Annotated in this window: 15 protein-coding genes, 1 rRNA gene and 1 pseudogene; 12 read left to right on the top strand and 5 right to left on the bottom strand. The window is 63.4% G+C overall.

Translation table 11 applies throughout. The features are described from left to right. The 12 genes from rrf to glmU all read left to right on the top strand — a co-directional run. Nucleotides 1-86: ribosomal RNA gene (rrf, locus tag VKM35_RS02935) — 5S ribosomal RNA — on the top strand; the annotation flags it as partial. Nucleotides 87-922: 836 nt separating this feature from the next. After that, on the top strand, nucleotides 923-1,309 hold the full coding sequence (locus tag VKM35_RS02930) for a hypothetical protein (protein WP_324318176.1): 387 nt from the start codon (nucleotides 923-925) through the stop codon (nucleotides 1,307-1,309). Beyond that, nucleotides 1,299-2,165, top strand: a complete 867-nt coding sequence (atpB, locus tag VKM35_RS02925; protein WP_324318174.1) for a F0F1 ATP synthase subunit A — start codon at nucleotides 1,299-1,301, stop codon at nucleotides 2,163-2,165. Before VKM35_RS02930 ends, atpB begins: the two co-directional genes overlap by 11 nt. A gap of 51 nt (nucleotides 2,166-2,216) precedes the next feature. Then, entirely contained in the window at nucleotides 2,217-2,492 is a 276-nt protein-coding gene (gene atpE, locus VKM35_RS02920; protein WP_414636538.1) for a F0F1 ATP synthase subunit C, read from the top strand. A gap of 57 nt (nucleotides 2,493-2,549) precedes the next feature. Next, nucleotides 2,550-3,020 (top strand): F0F1 ATP synthase subunit B, encoded by a 471-nt coding sequence (locus VKM35_RS02915; protein ID WP_324318172.1) that lies wholly within the window; start codon nucleotides 2,550-2,552, stop codon nucleotides 3,018-3,020. 34 nt (nucleotides 3,021-3,054) lie between these two features. Beyond that, entirely contained in the window at nucleotides 3,055-3,582 is a 528-nt protein-coding gene (locus VKM35_RS02910; RefSeq protein ID WP_324318170.1) for a F0F1 ATP synthase subunit delta, read from the top strand. Between the two features lie 57 nt (nucleotides 3,583-3,639). Beyond that, nucleotides 3,640-5,184, top strand: a complete 1,545-nt coding sequence (gene atpA, locus VKM35_RS02905; protein WP_324318168.1) for a F0F1 ATP synthase subunit alpha — start codon at nucleotides 3,640-3,642, stop codon at nucleotides 5,182-5,184. Nucleotides 5,185-5,255: 71 nt separating this feature from the next. After that, the gene (gene atpG, locus VKM35_RS02900; RefSeq protein ID WP_324318166.1) at nucleotides 5,256-6,119 is read left to right on the top strand and encodes a F0F1 ATP synthase subunit gamma; all 864 of its coding nucleotides are present in this window, start codon (nucleotides 5,256-5,258) and stop codon (nucleotides 6,117-6,119) included. Nucleotides 6,120-6,236: 117 nt separating this feature from the next. Then, nucleotides 6,237-7,646: a F0F1 ATP synthase subunit beta gene (gene atpD / locus VKM35_RS02895; protein WP_324318165.1), complete on the top strand. Its 1,410-nt coding sequence runs from the start codon at nucleotides 6,237-6,239 to the stop codon at nucleotides 7,644-7,646. Between the two features lie 77 nt (nucleotides 7,647-7,723). Beyond that, nucleotides 7,724-8,149 (top strand): F0F1 ATP synthase subunit epsilon, encoded by a 426-nt coding sequence (locus VKM35_RS02890; protein ID WP_324318163.1) that lies wholly within the window; start codon nucleotides 7,724-7,726, stop codon nucleotides 8,147-8,149. A 230-nt stretch (nucleotides 8,150-8,379) separates the two neighbouring features. After that, nucleotides 8,380-9,354 carry a glycosyltransferase gene (locus VKM35_RS02885; protein ID WP_324318161.1) on the top strand — a complete coding sequence of 325 codons (975 nt, stop codon included), beginning with the start codon at nucleotides 8,380-8,382 and terminating at the stop codon, nucleotides 9,352-9,354. A gap of 177 nt (nucleotides 9,355-9,531) precedes the next feature. Beyond that, entirely contained in the window at nucleotides 9,532-10,899 is a 1,368-nt protein-coding gene (glmU, locus tag VKM35_RS02880; RefSeq protein ID WP_324318159.1) for a bifunctional UDP-N-acetylglucosamine diphosphorylase/glucosamine-1-phosphate N-acetyltransferase GlmU, read from the top strand. Nucleotides 10,900-11,024: 125 nt separating this feature from the next. Here the strand turns inward: glmU and VKM35_RS02875 are convergent, their stop codons facing one another. From VKM35_RS02875 to VKM35_RS02855, 5 genes and pseudogenes are all read right to left on the bottom strand, one after another. Continuing rightward, the gene (locus VKM35_RS02875; RefSeq protein WP_324318156.1) at nucleotides 11,025-12,344 is read right to left on the bottom strand and encodes a sensor histidine kinase; all 1,320 of its coding nucleotides are present in this window, start codon (nucleotides 12,342-12,344) and stop codon (nucleotides 11,025-11,027) included. Nucleotide 12,345: 1 nt separating this feature from the next. Next, entirely contained in the window at nucleotides 12,346-13,686 is a 1,341-nt protein-coding gene (locus tag VKM35_RS02870) for a sigma-54 dependent transcriptional regulator (RefSeq protein ID WP_324318154.1), read from the bottom strand. Between the two features lie 15 nt (nucleotides 13,687-13,701). After that, nucleotides 13,702-14,931 carry an ABC transporter permease gene (locus tag VKM35_RS02865; RefSeq protein ID WP_324318153.1) on the bottom strand — a complete coding sequence of 410 codons (1,230 nt, stop codon included), beginning with the start codon at nucleotides 14,929-14,931 and terminating at the stop codon, nucleotides 13,702-13,704. 9 nt (nucleotides 14,932-14,940) lie between these two features. Further along, nucleotides 14,941-16,260: an ABC transporter permease gene (locus VKM35_RS02860; RefSeq protein ID WP_324318152.1), complete on the bottom strand. Its 1,320-nt coding sequence runs from the start codon at nucleotides 16,258-16,260 to the stop codon at nucleotides 14,941-14,943. A gap of 11 nt (nucleotides 16,261-16,271) precedes the next feature. Beyond that, nucleotides 16,272-16,404, bottom strand: a pseudogene (locus VKM35_RS02855) (ABC transporter ATP-binding protein); the annotation flags it as partial.

Below are 16,404 nucleotides of genomic sequence, written 5' to 3'. Positions count from 1 at the left end.
CGATCCCATCCCGAACTCGGAAGTGAAACGCAACTGCGCCGATGGTAGTGTGGCCTAAGCCATGCAAGAGTAGGTCATCGCCAGGGTCTTATCGTAGAAAGCACAACCCCACCTCGAAAGAGGTGGGGTTTTGTTTTTGTGCGCCGTAAAAGCGGCGACGCCCAAGCGCCGAAAGCGACTAACCAATGGCTTGCCGCACAGCACGTCCACCTGCTGCAAGCGACTAACCAATGGCTGCCATGAGGCCTGCGCAGGCAGGGTCATCGCCAGGGGCTTATCGTAGAAAGCACAACCCCACCTCGAAAGAGGTGGGGTTGTGTTTCTATTGAAGTCTCATTGGTCGTGGCCATCGTCAACGCCGTTACCGCAGAGCGCTTTTACGAAAAGATTGGCGTTCTTCGTATCTGCGTGCTGGGTAAGCAGTCATGCCCAACTATCGCCAGCGGATAAGCGGCGCCTCGCCGCGAGACATCGCCAGGCAGGGGCATCACGAGGCCCTTGACTCCTCAAGCCCTTCCGACGCCCGGCCGAGGGAAGTTTCCTACGGACGGAGGGTGCGTTGACCCTCTCTTCTCCTTCCACAGACCGCACGCAACTTCAGCGCGTGGCGAAGTCTGAAATCGCGCCAAGCGGTGGCATTTCACCGCCACACACGGCCTCGCCACAGGCCCGTTACGGGCCTTGAATCGCTCAAATCCGCTAGATGGACATCGTGGATGAGCGGCAGAATGTCGGAGAAGTTCGTGGCGGCTCATGCGCCGTCTTCAGGGTTGTGAGCTCGAACGCAATATGCGTCAGCCATCCCGGAAAACAGGCTTGATTTGGGCGGTTTCCCTGGTTGTCCGGCCGTCGCGCTGGCTGCTATACTTTCGCGTCTTGGCAAAGCCGTTTCAGGCGTGCCCGGCTCTGTGGGTCGCCCGTGTTGAATCACCTAAGTAACAGCCGGCAGTTGGCATTTCGCGCGGTCGGATGGCAGGTGTTCGCAGCGATGTTTGCGGGGTTGGCGGCTTGGCTTTTCGCCGGGCCGGGGGCGGGGGTTGCGGCGGCCATTGGTGGAAGCTCCATCGCCTTGGGTAATGCCGTGATGGCACATTTTTCCCTGGGCGGCGGCGTGCTTGCTCCTCGGGTGGCATTTGCCAGGCTGCTCCTTGGTGCGATTTTCAAATGGGCTCTGGTAGTGCTGGTCTGGTGGGGAGCAATGGCCGTCCTGAAGAAGGCGCCGCTCGCCGCTTTGTTCGGACTGCTGGCTGCCATGGCGATACATCCCATTGCGATAATTTTCGGTGCGAAGGTGAAGCGTGAGCGTTGAACACGAACCGGTCGGGCAGACCGAATACATCCAACACCATCTGCATCATCTCCAGATTGCGGTGGGTGATAGCAAGTTCATGACCATCAATATCGACAGCGTGGTCTTTTTCGCTGCCTTGGTCGTCCTTTTCCTGTTCTTCTTCCTGCGAGTCTCGCGCAGAGCCACGGCCGGCGTGCCGGGCAAGCTCCAGTGCTTCATCGAAATGGTCGTGGTCTTCGTCGACGGCCTGGTTCGTGAGACCTTCCATGGCCAGAGCAAGCTGATCGCTCCGCTGGCACTCACCATCTTCAGTCTTGTCTTCATGATGAACTTCATGGACATGCTGCCGGTGGACCTGCTGCCGACGCTGTGGGCCAAGGCCAATGCAATGACCGGCCATAATCCTGCCCATGCTTATCTGCGCGTGGTACCGACGGCAGATCTCAATGTCACGCTGGGCACAGCGCTCGGCGTGTTCCTGTTGATCCAGTACTTCGGCATCAGCCACAAGGGCATCGGGCAGTTCGTAAAAGAGGTATTCACCGCACCCTTCCACGCCGAAGGCACCGTTGGCAAAATCCTGTTCGCGCCGGTCAACTTCCTCTTGCGCATGATCGAGGAAGCGGTACGCCCGATTTCTCTCAGCCTGCGACTGTTCGGCAACATGTATGCCGGCGAGCTGATCTTCATCCTCATCGCCGTGATGACGCTCAATGCGTCCTTCGCCAACGTCAGCACCTACGTGATGATCCCGGTGCAGTTCTTCGCGGGTTTCGTGTGGACCGCGTTCCATGTGCTGGTGATCACGTTGCAGGCCTTCATTTTCATGATGCTCACCGTCGTCTATCTCAGCATGGCGGCCGAGAAGCACTAAACGTTCCTAATTGCTGTTTCCTTTCAACCTAAGTCTCGTTCGGAGTACACCATGCAAAACATCAACCTTATCGCCGACGTCATGGGCATGAGCGTCATCGCCGCTGCGCTGCTGATCGGTCTGGGCGCCCTCGGCACCGCCATCGGTTTTGCGTTGCTGGGCGGCAAGTTCCTCGAAAGCTCGGCTCGCCAGCCGGAGCTGACCCCGATGCTGCAGACCAAGATGTTCATCGTTGCCGGCTTGCTCGACGCCGTGCCGATGGTCGGCGTCGCCATCGCGCTGCTGCTGATCTTCGCCAATCCGTTCCTGACGAAGCTCGCAGGCTGAGTTTTCGCGGTCAGTCACGTGACGGCGACCTTGGTCGTCGTCGCCTAGGAGCATTCAATGGACTTTAACCTCACTCTGATCATCCAGGGCGTCGCGTTTTTCGCGGTCGCGTGGGTGGTGATGAAGTTCGGCTGGCCGAGCATCATGGCCGCGATCGAGCAGCGTCAGGCGCAAATCGCCGAAGGCCTCGCCGCCGCCGATCGCAGCAAGAAAGATCTGGCACAGGCCGAAGAGAAGGTCAACGAAGCTCTGCGCGAAGCGCGTGGCAAGGCCGGCGAAATCATCGCCCAGGCCGAAGCCCGCGCCAACGCCATCGTTGATGCCGCCAAGGAAGAGGCGATCGCCGAAGGCAATCGCCAGAAGGCGGCTGCGCAGGCCGAGATCGTTTCCGCGACCACGCGTGCCAAGGAAGATCTGCGCAAGCAGGTGTCCTCGCTCGCCGTCGCCGGCGCCGAGAAGCTCATCCGTCGCGAAATCGACAGCAATGCCCACAAGGCGTTGCTGGACGAACTCGCCGCGGAAATCTGAGCTCACTGACGAACCGACGCGGACAGCCAACGCCATGAGCCAAGCCCTTACCCTCGCCCGACCGTATGCCCGCGCCGTGTTTTCGCTGGCGCGCGAGCAAGGTCGTCTGTCGCAGTTTTCGCAGCAGCTCGATTTCGCCGCGATCGCCGTCAGCCAGCCCGCTGTCCAGGCCGTGCTGGGTGATCCGCGCGTCGCCAGCGGCGATCTGATCGACGTCCTGCTGCCGACCGATGCCGACGCCGGTTTCCGCCAATTCCTGGTAGTGCTCGGCGAGAATCGCCGCTTGCCGCTGCTGCCGGAAATCGCCGGTTTGTTCGGGCAGTTGCGTGCCGAGGCCGAGAAAGTGGTGAAGGCGACCGTGACATCGGCCACGGCGCTCGACGCCGCCGAAATCGCCAAGCTGCACGAGTCGCTGAAAAAGCGTTTCGGCAGCGATGTCGAAATCAGCACGGCGGTCGATGCGAACCTGATCGGCGGCGCAGTGATCGCGGCCGGCGATGTCGTGATCGATGGCTCGCTCCGTACCAAGCTGGCGCGCCTCGGGGCGGCGCTGGCGAATTGATTTCCCAGTTTTTTCTTTGAACCAAGCTGGCGCGAGCCAGATACCCAGGACACTCCCATGCAGACGCTCAATCCGTCCGAAATCAGCGAACTGATCAAGACCCGCATCGAAAAGGTCAAGTTGACCGCCGAAGCGCGCAACGAAGGCACCGTGACCTCCGTGTCCGACGGCATCGTGCGCATCCACGGCCTGGCCGACGTGATGCAGGGCGAAATGATCGAGTTGCCGAACAACACCTACGCGCTTGCGCTGAACCTGGAGCGCGACTCGGTCGGCGCCGTCGTCCTCGGCGATTACAAGAACGTCCGCGAAGGCAACGTCGCCAAGACCACCGGCCGCATTCTCGAAGTGCCGGTCGGTCCGGAATTGCTCGGCCGCGTCGTCAACGCGCTCGGCGAGCCGATCGACGGCAAGGGCCCGCTCAACGCCGCGCTCTCCGAGCCCGTCGAGAAAGTCGCTCCCGGCGTGATCTGGCGCAAGTCGGTGTCGCAGCCGGTGCAGACCGGTTACAAGTCGGTCGACGCCATGATCCCGATCGGTCGCGGCCAGCGCGAACTGATCATCGGCGACCGCCAGACCGGCAAGACCGCGATGGCCGTCGACGCGATCATCAACCAGAAAGGCACGGGCGTTAAGTGCGTCTATGTGGCGATCGGTCAGAAGGCTTCGACGATTTCCAACGTCGTGCGCCGCCTCGCCGACAACGGCGCGCTCGCGCACACCATCGTCGTCGCTGCGTCCGCATCCGAATCGGCCGCGATGCAATACATCAGCGCCTACTCGGGCTGCACCATGGGCGAGTACTTCCGCGATCGCGGCGAAGACGCGCTGATCATCTACGACGATCTGTCCAAGCAGGCCGTCGCCTACCGCCAGATCTCGCTGCTGCTGCGCCGTCCGCCGGGCCGCGAAGCCTATCCCGGCGACGTGTTCTATCTCCACTCGCGTCTGCTCGAGCGCGCATCGCGCGTCAGCGAAGAGTACGTCGAGAAATTCACCAAGGGCGCCGTCAAGGGCAAGACCGGCTCGCTGACCGCGCTGCCGATCATCGAAACCCAGGCAGGCGACGTTTCCGCGTTCGTTCCGACCAATGTGATCTCGATCACCGACGGCCAGATCTTCCTGGAAACCGACCTGTTCAACGCCGGCATCCGTCCGGCCGTGAACGCCGGCATCTCGGTGTCGCGCGTCGGTGGTGCGGCCCAGACCACGATCATGAAGAAGCTCTCGGGCGGCATCCGCATCTCGCTCGCGCAGTATCGCGAGCTCGCGGCGTTCGCGCAGTTCGCTTCCGATCTCGACGAAACCACCCGCAAGCAGCTTGAACGCGGCCAGCGCGTCACCGAGCTGATGAAGCAGAAGCAGTACGCGCCGATGTCGATCGCGCAGATGGCGCTGTCGATCTACGCCGTCAACGAGGGTTACCTCGACGACGTGCCGATGGCCAAAATCCTGCCGTTCGAAGCCGGCCTGCACGCGCACCTGGCCAACAGCTACGGCGACCTGCAGAAATCCATCGTCGAAACCGGCAACTGGGACAAGGACATCGAGGCTTCCTTCAAGAAGCTGATCTCCGAGTTCAAGACCACTGGCAGCTGGTAACTAATCCGTAGGAGCGGCGCAAGCCGCGACCTTGGCGCCTCGCGGCGCCCCTACAGACCGAAGGAAAGAAAATGGCAGGCGGCAGGGAAATCAAAACCAAGATCAAGAGCGTGCAGAACACCCGCAAGGTGACGCGCGCGCTTGAGATGGTCTCGGCCTCGAAGATCCGCAAGGCGCAGGAACGCATGAAGGCCTCGCGCCCGTACGCGCGCCTGATGACGCAGCTGATCGGTCACATCGCCAAGGCCAACTCCGAATACACGCATCCGTTCATGGCCGAGCACGCGCAGATCAAGCGCGTCGGTTACGTCGTCGTCTCGACCGACCGCGGCTTGTGCGGCGGCCTCAACTCGACGATGTTCCGCCGCCTGATCGCCGACATGCGCGAATGGCAGGGCAAGGGCGTGGAAATCGATGTCGTCTGCATCGGCCAGAAGGCGTCGACCTTCTTCCGTCGCCTGCAGGTCACGATGGTCGGCTCGGTCACGCACCTCGGCGAGAAGCCGCAGCTCGACGCGCTGGTCGGCGTGATCAAGGTGATGCTGGACGGCTACAGCGCCGGCAAGCTCGATCGCGTCTTCCTTTGCTACAACGATTTCATCAATACCATGGCGCAGAAGCCGCGCCAGGACCAGTTGCTGCCGCTGCCGGCGTCCGAGACGCTGCAGTCCAAGCACGATTGGGACTACATCTACGAGCCGGGCGCCGAAGCGGTGCTCGATCACGTGATGACGCGCTACGTCGAGTCGCTGGTGTACCAGGCGGTGCTGGAAAACCTCGCCTCCGAACACGCCGCGCGCATGGTCGCAATGAAGTCGGCTTCCGACAACGCCACCAAGCTGATCGGCACGCTGAACCTGATCTACAACAAGGCCCGCCAGGCCGCGATCACCCAGGAAATCTCGGAAATCGTCGGCGGCGCCGCAGCGGTCTAACCAAATTGATGTAGTAGGAGCGATGGAAATCGCGACCAGATGTGACCGCGCAGTTTTCGTCGCGATTTCCATCGCTCCTACAACAAAGAAACGAAACGCTTCTCAGAGGATACGAAAATGAGCCAGGGCAAGATTGTGCAGATCATCGGCGCCGTCGTGGACGTCGAGTTCGGCCGCGACGACGTGCCGAAGGTGTACGACGCGCTGAAAGTCGCCGACACCGAGATCACGCTGGAAGTGCAGCAGCAGCTCGGCGACGGCGTCGTGCGCTGCATCGCGCTCGGCTCGACCGACGGTCTCAAGCGCAACCTGATCGCGACCAACACCGGCAAGGGCATCTCGGTGCCGGTCGGCGCCGGTACGCTCGGCCGCATCATGGACGTGCTCGGCAACCCGATCGACGAGGCCGGCCCGGTCGACGTCAAGGCGCACTGGGAAATCCACCGCGCTGCGCCATCGTACGAAGAGCAGTCCTCGACGAACGAATTGCTCGAAACCGGCATCAAGGTCATCGACCTGATGTGCCCGTTCGCCAAGGGCGGCAAGGTCGGCCTGTTCGGCGGCGCCGGCGTCGGCAAGACCGTCAACATGATGGAACTCATCAACAACATCGCCAAGCAGCACGCGGGTCTTTCCGTGTTCGCCGGCGTCGGTGAGCGTACCCGCGAGGGCAACGACTTCTACCACGAGATGAAAGATTCCAACGTGCTCGACAAAGTCGCGATGGTGTACGGCCAGATGAACGAGCCGCCGGGCAACCGACTGCGCGTCGCGCTGACCGGCCTGACCATGGCCGAGTACTTCCGTGACGACAAGGATCCGGTGACCGGCAAGGGCAAGGACATCCTGTTCTTCGTCGACAATATCTATCGCTACACGCTCGCCGGCACCGAAGTGTCCGCACTGCTCGGCCGCATGCCGTCGGCCGTGGGTTACCAGCCGACGCTGGCTGAGGAAATGGGCGTGCTGCAGGAACGCATCACCTCGACCAAGACCGGCTCGATCACCTCGATCCAGGCCGTGTACGTGCCCGCCGATGACTTGACCGATCCGTCGCCCGCGACCACCTTCGCCCATCTCGACGCCACCGTCGTGCTGAGCCGAAACATCGCTTCGCTCGGCATCTATCCGGCCGTCGATCCGCTCGACTCCACCTCGCGCCAGCTCGACCCGAACGTGATCGGCCACGAGCATTACGACACCGCGCGCAAGGTGCAGGCGACGCTGCAGAAATACAAAGAGCTCAAGGACATCATCGCGATCCTGGGCATGGACGAGCTCTCGGAAGAAGACAAGCAGGCCGTGTCGCGCGCCCGCAAGATCGAACGCTTCTTCTCGCAGCCCTTCCACGTGGCGGAAGTCTTCACCGGCTCGCCGGGCAAGTACGTCACGCTCAAGGACACCATCCGCGGCTTCAAGATGATCTGCGAAGGCGAGTGCGACCACCTGCCGGAACAGGCCTTCTACATGGTCGGCGGCATCGACGAAGCGTTCGAGAAAGCCAAGAAGATGGCCGAGAAGGCCTGATGCGTGAATCGTGAGCGGTGAGCGGAAACGCCATCACCACTCACCACTCACCGCTCACGAACATTAGCGAGAAGTACATGACCTCCACCATTCGTTGCGACATCGTCAGTGCCGAGGAAGAAATCTTCCACGGCGACGTGCAGATGGTCGTGGCCACCGGCGAAATGGGCGAGCTCGGCATCGCGCCGCGGCACGCCCCGTTGATCACCCGCCTCAAGCCCGGCAAGGTCGTGCTGACGCTGGCCAACGGCGACAAGCTCGACATCGTCGTCTCCGGCGGCATTCTTGAAGTGCAACCGCAGGTCGTCACCGTGCTTGCCGACACCGCGATCCGCGCCGAAGACATCGACGAAGGCAAGGCGCAGGCCGCGAAGGAAGAGGCCGAGCGCGCGATCGCCGGCAAGGATCCGAGCATCAGTCTGGAAGCCGCGCAGAACCAACTGGCGATGAGCCTGGCGCAGCTGCAGGCGCTCGAGCGCCTGCGCAAGAACCTCAAGCACTGAGGTCTGCGCTGCAAGCAGAAAAGACGCCGGCCAAGTGCCGGCGTTTTCTTTTCCGGCGCTCATTCGGATTTCGCCTCGACGCCGGTGCCGACTCCGTGTCTCGCCGATGATGGCCGAGCGGCGAATGGCTGCCGATGCCATCGCCGACGGCGCGCAGGCGGGTTGAGCGCAGGACTTTGCCGGCGACATCGCTGACAATGCCGGATCGGAAACCCGAACGAGCCAGAACCATGACCGCAGACGTCCGGATCGCCGTGCTGATCCCCTGCCACAACGAAGCGCTGACCGTGGCCAAGGTCGTTGCCGACTTCCGCGCAGCGCTGCCGCAGGCGGTGATCTACGTGTTCGACAACGCCAGCAGCGACGACACCGCCGCGCTGGCACGCGCCGCCGGCGCACGGGTGATTCCGGTGCCGGCCAAGGGCAAGGGCAACGTCGTGCGCAGCATGTTCCGCGATGTCGACGCCGATGTGCTGCTGATGGTCGACGGCGACGACACCTATCCGGCCGATCACGCCGAACGCCTGCTCGCACCGGTGCTCGCCGGCAGTGCCGATATGGTCGTCGGTACACGCCTGGAGGCGCACGCCGATTCGGCGTTCCGGCGTTTCCACGGCTTCGGCAACCGGCTGGTGCGCACGGTGATCTCGCAATTGTTCGGCACACGCATCGCCGATGTGCTCTCGGGCTATCGCGCTTTCAATCGTCGCTTCGTGCGCTCGATGCCGGTGCTCTCGCAAGGCTTCGAGATCGAAACCGAGATGACCGTGTTCGCGCTCGCGCAAGGCATGGTGCTGCAGGAAGTGCCGGTGCCATACGGGGCCCGCCCCGAAGGCAGCCATTCCAAACTCAATACCTTCCGCGACGGTTTCCGCGTGCTGCGCACGATCCTGTTTCTCTACAAGGATTATCGGCCGTTGCTGTTTTTCGGCCTCATCGCCACCGCCTGCATCCTCGCCGGCCTCGCTTTCGGCAGCATTGTCGTCCGCGAGTTCGCGCTCACCGGCCTGGTGACGCATCCATCCACGGCGGTGCTTGCGGTCGCGTTGATCCTGGTCGCGATGCTGTCGCTGGCGACCGGGCTGATCCTCGACACCGTCAATCGCCGCAGCCAGGAGTTGATGCGCCTGCTCACCGACCAGGTGCTACCGACGACACGGCGCACGATGGTTTCGTTGGATCGCGACGCAGAGGGCAAAGACTGAGCATTCCGACATCGCCCGGCAGATCGTTGCCCGGGCGATCGGATCGCAGCCGATAGGCAAACACCGGCGATGACTGCAGGCGTGGCGTTGATCGCTGGTCGGCAGTTGCTAAGATTGCCGCAGAACTCGCTCCCATCCGGACGCGAGGCCGATTCGGCTCACGCCATCGAGGTTCGCATGTCTGCTCCGTTGCACGTCGTCATCCTCGCCGCTGGCGAAGGCAAGCGGATGAAATCGCAGCGTCCGAAAGTGCTGCAGCCGATCGCCGGCACCGCGATGCTCGCGCATGTCATCGCCGCTGCCCGCGAATTGCAGCCTGCGGGTCTGCATATCGTGTTCGGCCATGGCGGCGATCAAGTCCGTACTGCGCTCGCCGCACAAGCCGATCTGCACTGGGCCGAGCAGGCGCAGCAACTCGGCACCGGTCATGCCGTGCAGCAGGCGATGCCGGCGATTCCCGACAACGCCCGCGTGCTGGTCCTCTACGGCGATGTGCCGTTGATCCGAGCGCAGACCCTGGCCGAATTGCTGCGCGCGCCCGGCATCCTCGCAGTGCTCGCCGCGGAGCCCGCGGACCCGACCGGTTATGGCCGCCTTGTGCTCGACGCCACCGGCCATGTCGCGGCGATCGTCGAGCAGAAGGACGCCGACGACGAGGTCCGACGCATCGGTCTGATCAACACCGGCATCCTTATCGCCGACGCTGCGAAGCTCAGACACTGGCTCGCGCAGTTGCGCAACGGCAATGCCCAGGGCGAGTACTACCTCACCGATATCTTCGCGATGGCGGCCGATGAATTCGCACCGGCGGCGTATGTGCGTGTTGCCGATCCGGTCGAAACCGAAGGCGCCAACGATCCCTGGCAGCTCGCGCAACTCGAGCGCGCGTTCCAGCGCCGCGCGGTGATGGCGTTGGCCGTGCAAGGCGTGCGTTTCGCCGATCCCGCGCGCTTCGATCAGCGCGGCGACGTCAGCGTCGGCCGTGATGTCGAGATCGACATCGATGTGATTTTCGAAGGTCGCGTCGTGCTCGGCGATGGCGTGCGCATCGGCCCGTATTGCCGGATCAAGGATGCGCAACTCGCGGCAGGCACGATCGTGCAGGCGCATTGCGATATCGACGGTGCCACAAGCCTGGGTGCATGCACGATCGGGCCGTATGCGCGCCTGCGTCCCGGCACCGAACTCGCCGAGGGCGTGCATGTCGGTAATTTCGTCGAGACAAAAAAAGCGCGGTTTGGCATCGGCTCCAAAGCCAATCACCTCAGCTATCTCGGCGACGCCGAAATCGGCGCCGGTGTGAACATCGGTGCCGGCACCATCACCTGCAACTACGACGGCGTGAACAAGTCGACCACACGCATCGAGGACGGCGCTTTCATCGGTTCGAATTCATCGTTGGTCGCGCCGGTCACGATCGGCGAAGGCGCAACCATCGGCGCCGGTTCGGTGATCACCCGCAACGCACCGCAGGGCGAGCTGACGATATCGCGCGGCCGCCAGCAATCGATTCCCGGCTGGAAACGTCCAACCAAAAATCCGTAGCCTGCGATCACGTAGGAGCCAGCTTGCTGGCGGCAGAGACATTCTTTGTCCTGGGTCCCTGCAAGCAGGCGAGCTTGGGTTAGCCACTGCCGAGGTAGACATGCCAGCAAGCTGGCTCCTGCCGGTTACGCGGGCAACACCAGTGCGACCATCAAACCGCCGCCTTCGCGATTGGCCAGGGCGATGCGACCACCGTGGGCCTCGGCGATTTCGCGGGCCAGCGCCAGGCCCAGGCCAGTGCCGCTGCGTTTGGTCGAATAGAACGGCACCAGCGCATTGGTGAGCACAGCCTCGTTCATGCCGCTGCCGCGATCGAGTACTTCGATACGCAACATTCCCGGTACGCGGCGCACCGACAGCTGCACGTCGTGATCGGCGGAACCGGATTCATGAGCGTTCTTGAGCAGATTGAGCAGCGCCTGTTCCATCTGCGCGAGATCGAAGCGACCCGCGTCCGGCGGCAGCGCGCCGACCAGTTCGAAGGCGATCTGCGAGGACAGGCGGGAAACGAAATCCGGCCAGGGCACGGTTTCCAGGCGTGGTGATGGCAGCTTGGCGAAATGCGCGTAGCCGCGGATGAAGCCTTCGAGATGGCGTGCGCGTTCTTCGATGGTCGCGAGAATTTCCGGCAGGCGCTCGCTCTGGCCGCGGCGCACGAGCTCCGCCCCCGAGTGCGCGAGCGAAGCCACCGGCGCCAGCGAGTTGTTGAGCTCATGGCTGATCACGCGGATGACTTTCTTCCAGGTCTGCACTTCCTGCCGGCGCAGTTCGACGGTGAGCTGACGCAGCAGCAGCAGTTCGTGCGCGCGTCCATTGAGGCGGAAGCCACGGCGCGCGAGATGGAAAACTTCTTCCTCGTCATCGTCGCCGACCGAAAACAGTCCGTCGCCACCGCGCGCCATCGCTTCGCGCAGCGGCGTCGCGGCGAGCTTGAGCACGGCGTCGAGCGTGTGGCCTTCAAGTTTTCGGCCTTGATTGAGCAGCCGGCGCGCGGCGAGATTGCCGTAGACGATCGGCCCGCCTTCGGCGACCAGCAGCATCGCCACCGGCGTGTTCTGCACCATCGTGTCGAGCAGCAGCTCGCGTTGCACCAGGCCCAGGCGTTGTTCGCGCAATACGTCGCCCAGCGCGTTGTGCGCTTCGACCAGATCGCCGAGTTCGTCGTGGCCGGGCCAGCGCAGGCTGAAGCTGAAATCGCCATCGCGAAAACTGGTGACGCTGCCGGTCAATGCGCGGAACAGCGACAGCGTTGGCCGCAGCTGCCGGTGCACGAGGGCGACCGCGATCGGCAGCATCACCAGCAAGGCGACGCTGGCGACCAGCCAGGGCAGGTCGAGAAAAAAATGATCGAGTGCGATCACCAGCGCCACGGTCGCGATCACCAGCAAGGCGATCAATGCGAATCGCCGTGCCGCCAGGGATCGACGAAAACTGCGCGTGCTCATGTCAGGGACGGGCGATGCCGAGGCGGTCCATGCGCCGATACAGCGCCTGCCGGCTCAAGCCCAGTTCGGCAGCGGCCTGCGCGACCACGCCGCCGGCTTTGGCGAGCGCACGTTCGATGCCGTCGCGGTCGGGCTCGATGTCATTGCTGGCAGCGATCGTCGTCGTCGCCAGCGGCAGGCCGAGATCGCCGGCGCGGATCATCGCCTGATTGGAAAGAAGGCTGGCGCGCTGCATCACGTTCTTGAGCTCGCGCACGTTGCCCGGCCACGTGTGCGCGAGCAGGCCCGCGCGTGCGCCGTCGTCCAGCGACTTTTCCGCGCCGAGGAAATGCAGCGCCAATGGCAGGATGTCGCCGGGACGCTCGCTCAAGGGCGGCAGGCGCAGTTCGATCACGTTGAGGCGATAGAAAAGATCTTCGCGGAAACTGCCGGCGCGGATCATGCCGGGAAGGTCGGCATTGGTCGCGCTGATCACGCGTACCTTCACTTGCCGCTCGCGATTGGAGCCGAGACGTTCGAAGCGCCCGGTCTCGAGCACGCGCAGCAGCTTCATCTGTCCGGCCGGCGGCAGGTTGCCGATTTCGTCGAGAAACAAGGTACCGCCATCGGCGGCCTCGAACTTTCCTTCGCGCGCCTTGCTCGCTCCGGTATAGGCGCCGGCGTCGGCGCCGAACAACTCCGCCTCGATCAGTTCCGACGGCAGCGCGCCGCAGTTGAGCGTGACCATCGGGCCATTCTTGACCGAGGAATTGGCCTGAATGATTTCGGCGATGCGCTCCTTGCCGGCGCCGTTCGGCCCGGTGATCAGGATCGGCACGTCGGCACGTGCGACCTGACAGGCGAGCGTGAGCACGCGCTCGGTGGCGGCATCGTTCCAGACGACGCCGCGCAGGTCGTAATTCTTTTCCAGCTCGCTGCGCTGTTTGCGTTCGCGCTGCACGCGCCGCTGCAACTCACGATTGGCCTGGCTGAGCTCGATCAGGTTTTCGACCGTCGCGATCAGGCGGCGGTCGTCCCAGGGTTTGGCCAGATAATCGGCGGCGCCGGCCTTGGCCAATTGCACCGCGGCATCCAGATGCGTCCACGCGGTCAACAGGATTACCGGCAGATCGGGAAAGCGCGTGCGGATCTCGCCGAACAACGCCTGGCCTTCTTCACCGGAAGTCGTGTCGGCGCTGAAGTTCATGTCCTGCACGACCAGGTCGACAGCGTTGCCGGCCAGCGTGGCCAGGCCGTCTTCGGGCGAGGTCGCGCGCAGCGTGTCGATATCGTGCAGGGAGAACAACACCTCGAGCGCGGTGGCGACCGAGGGGTTGTCGTCGATGACTAGTACTGTTGGCATCCGCCTAGGTTACCGTCACGCGCTGCGCGTGGCGATGGCTGGCGAGATGCTCGACGCGCGCCAGGCCGGCCCGTAGACCGCGAGCACGCCGATCAGCCACAACACCGTCGAGCCGATCGCGAGATAGCCCAGCGGCAGCTTGGGCAGTTCCAGCTGGCTCACCAGCAACTGGTTCAATGCCACCGCGAGCAGCAGGCCCGCGACGATACCGCCGGTGGTGATCATCAGATTTTCGGTGATGAAGTAGCGCAGGATGTCGATGCGCCGCGCACCGAGCGCGCGCCGCACGCCGATCTGCTTGCGGCGCTGGTTCACCCACAACGTCGCCATGCCGACGATGCCGCTGGCGGTGACCAGCAACAGCAACACGGTGACGGTGATCAGCATCCAGGCGATCGCGCGGTCGTCGCGGTACAGGTCGATGCGATCCTTCTCCATCGACTCCGTGCCCATCACCACCTGCCCCGGTACTTTGCCCAAGGCCGCTTCGACATCCTTCATCACGCGGTCGCGCTGGCCCGGTTCAGCACGCACCACGAACATTCCGTAGGACTCCACGCGGCGTGCCGCGAGGATGGTCGAAATCTCGCCGCGCTCGCCGACGTTCGCCCACGGCGTCTGCAGTTTCTCGACGACGCCGACGACCTGCAGCGGGAACGCATCCGAGCCGGTGCCCAGGTAGATGGTCTTGCCGACCGCGCTGCTGGCCGGGAACAATTTTTTCGCCAGCACCTGCGTGAGGATTGCGGTCCGGCCCAGGCTTTGCGTCTTGTCCGGATCGATGGTCTCGACGTCGTCGGCGACGAAATCGCGGCCTTCGATCAGTTTCAGGCCAAAGGTCTTGACCATCGAATCCTGCCCGAAATACATCGCGGTATTGGTCGTCGTTTCGGCTTGCTTGGTGTCCAGCGACAGACCCATGTTCCAGCCCGAGCGCGACAGCGGAGACTGGTTGGTGCGGGCGACCGAGGCGACGCCGGGGACGCCGCGGATCAGGTCGTAGTTTCGATCCTGCACCGCGAGCTTTCCTTCCGCGGACTCGGGGTCTTTCATCTGCGCCACGCCCAGCCGGAACATGCTGGTTTCGTCGGCGACGCCGCTGGTGCGCGCGGCCCGCTCCAGGCGATCGTGGATGATGTAGAGCGCGTTGGCGACGATCGCCAGACTCAAGGCGACCTGCGCGGCGATGAGCAGCGCGCCGGTCTTGTTGCGCAGCAGGGACGAGAGGATCGGACGGATTTCCATGGCGCTTCCTTATTGGGTCTTCAGTTGCAGGGCCGGCGTGACCTGGCAGGCGCGCCAGGTCGGCAACAGTCCGGCCAGGATGCTGGCAAAAATCGACAGCGCGAGGGTGAGGGCCAGCATCGCCCAGTCCATCTTCGCCACGATCGCCATCTCCTCCGATTGCATCGAGATCAGCCACAGCCCACCGAAACTCAGGATCAGCCCGAGCAAGCCGCCGACCAGCCCGATCACCGTCGCTTCAATCAGAAACTGCTGGAAGATGTTGCCGCGTGTCGCGCCCAGCGCGCGGCGTACGCCAACTTCGCCGGCGCGTGCCGAGAATTTCGCGAGCAGCAAGCCGACGGTGTTGACCAGGCACACCAGCAGGAAGCCGAATGCCAGCCAAGTTGAAAGTTTGGTATCGGCACCGACGACACCCAGGTGCTTCATCCACTCCATGACATTTTCCAGGCGGACGTTGATCGGCCGCGGGAAACGACCGAGCTTCTTCTGGTCGGTGACGTAGGCGACCAGGAATTCCTTGATGCGCGCCTGGTCACTGGCCGACTTTCCTTCAAACCAGAACTGGATCCAGTCGCATTCCGATGCGATCCAGCCCTGGTAACCCGGTTCCTTCGGGCCTTCGCCGGTGCAGTTGTTGTTGCCGTTGTTGCTGAACTCGTGGCGCACTGCGGTCTGGAACGGGATGAAGTATTCGTCGGCGCCGCTGAAGTTGCCGCCATTGCCGTTGATGAGGCGGTAGTAGCGCGGCAGCGGATTCCATTTGTCGATCACGCCGACGATCTGCCACTGCTCGCTGTCCATGGTGATGCGCTTGCCGACCGGATTGGTCTTGCCGAACAACTTCTCGCTCAGCTCGCGATTGAGCACGATGACGTTGGACTTCGCCGTTTCCGTAGCGACATCCCACGGCCCGCCATAGAGGAACGGAACATTGAACATCGCAAAGAAGTCGCGCGTCGGGGCGACGCCTTGCGCCAGGAACGGCGGCAAGTCGGCACGGCCGGTTTCGATCGCGTTGCCGACGCCGTAGACCGCCGTGCGCCGGACGCCTTGTCCGCTGCGCAACAGGTTGGTTGCGTCGGTGTAGTTCAACTGGTCGCTGGGCTCGTCGCCGGCGGCGTAGCCGACCAGAGGCGCGGTATCCACGCGCGGCACGAACAGGCGATCGCTCTTTTCCGGGATCGGATCGCCGGACATCACGTACAGCACGGTCAACGTCGCCATGCTGGCGGCGACGCCGACGGCAAGGGTGACGATCATCAGCGCGGTCAGTGCCGGATTGCGGCGCAGGCTGCGCAGGCCCAGGGTGAAGTAATAGGCGAACATGACGATGCTCCTCAGACGGTCGCGGCGACGGCGGCGAGCGAGGCGTTGGTCTCGCGCAGCAGATCGGAAACCTGACCGTCGATGATGTGCACGTTGCGCTGTGCGCGTGCGGCGAGTTCAGGATCGTGCGTGACCATCAGGATG

Origin of the sequence: Arenimonas sp. (genome assembly GCF_035312645.1) — a bacterium.
Taxonomy (GTDB): Bacteria; Pseudomonadota; Gammaproteobacteria; order Xanthomonadales; family Xanthomonadaceae; genus Arenimonas.
The sequence above is the reverse complement of the archived record's forward strand: the minus strand, read 5'-3'. Positions and strand labels throughout refer to the sequence as shown.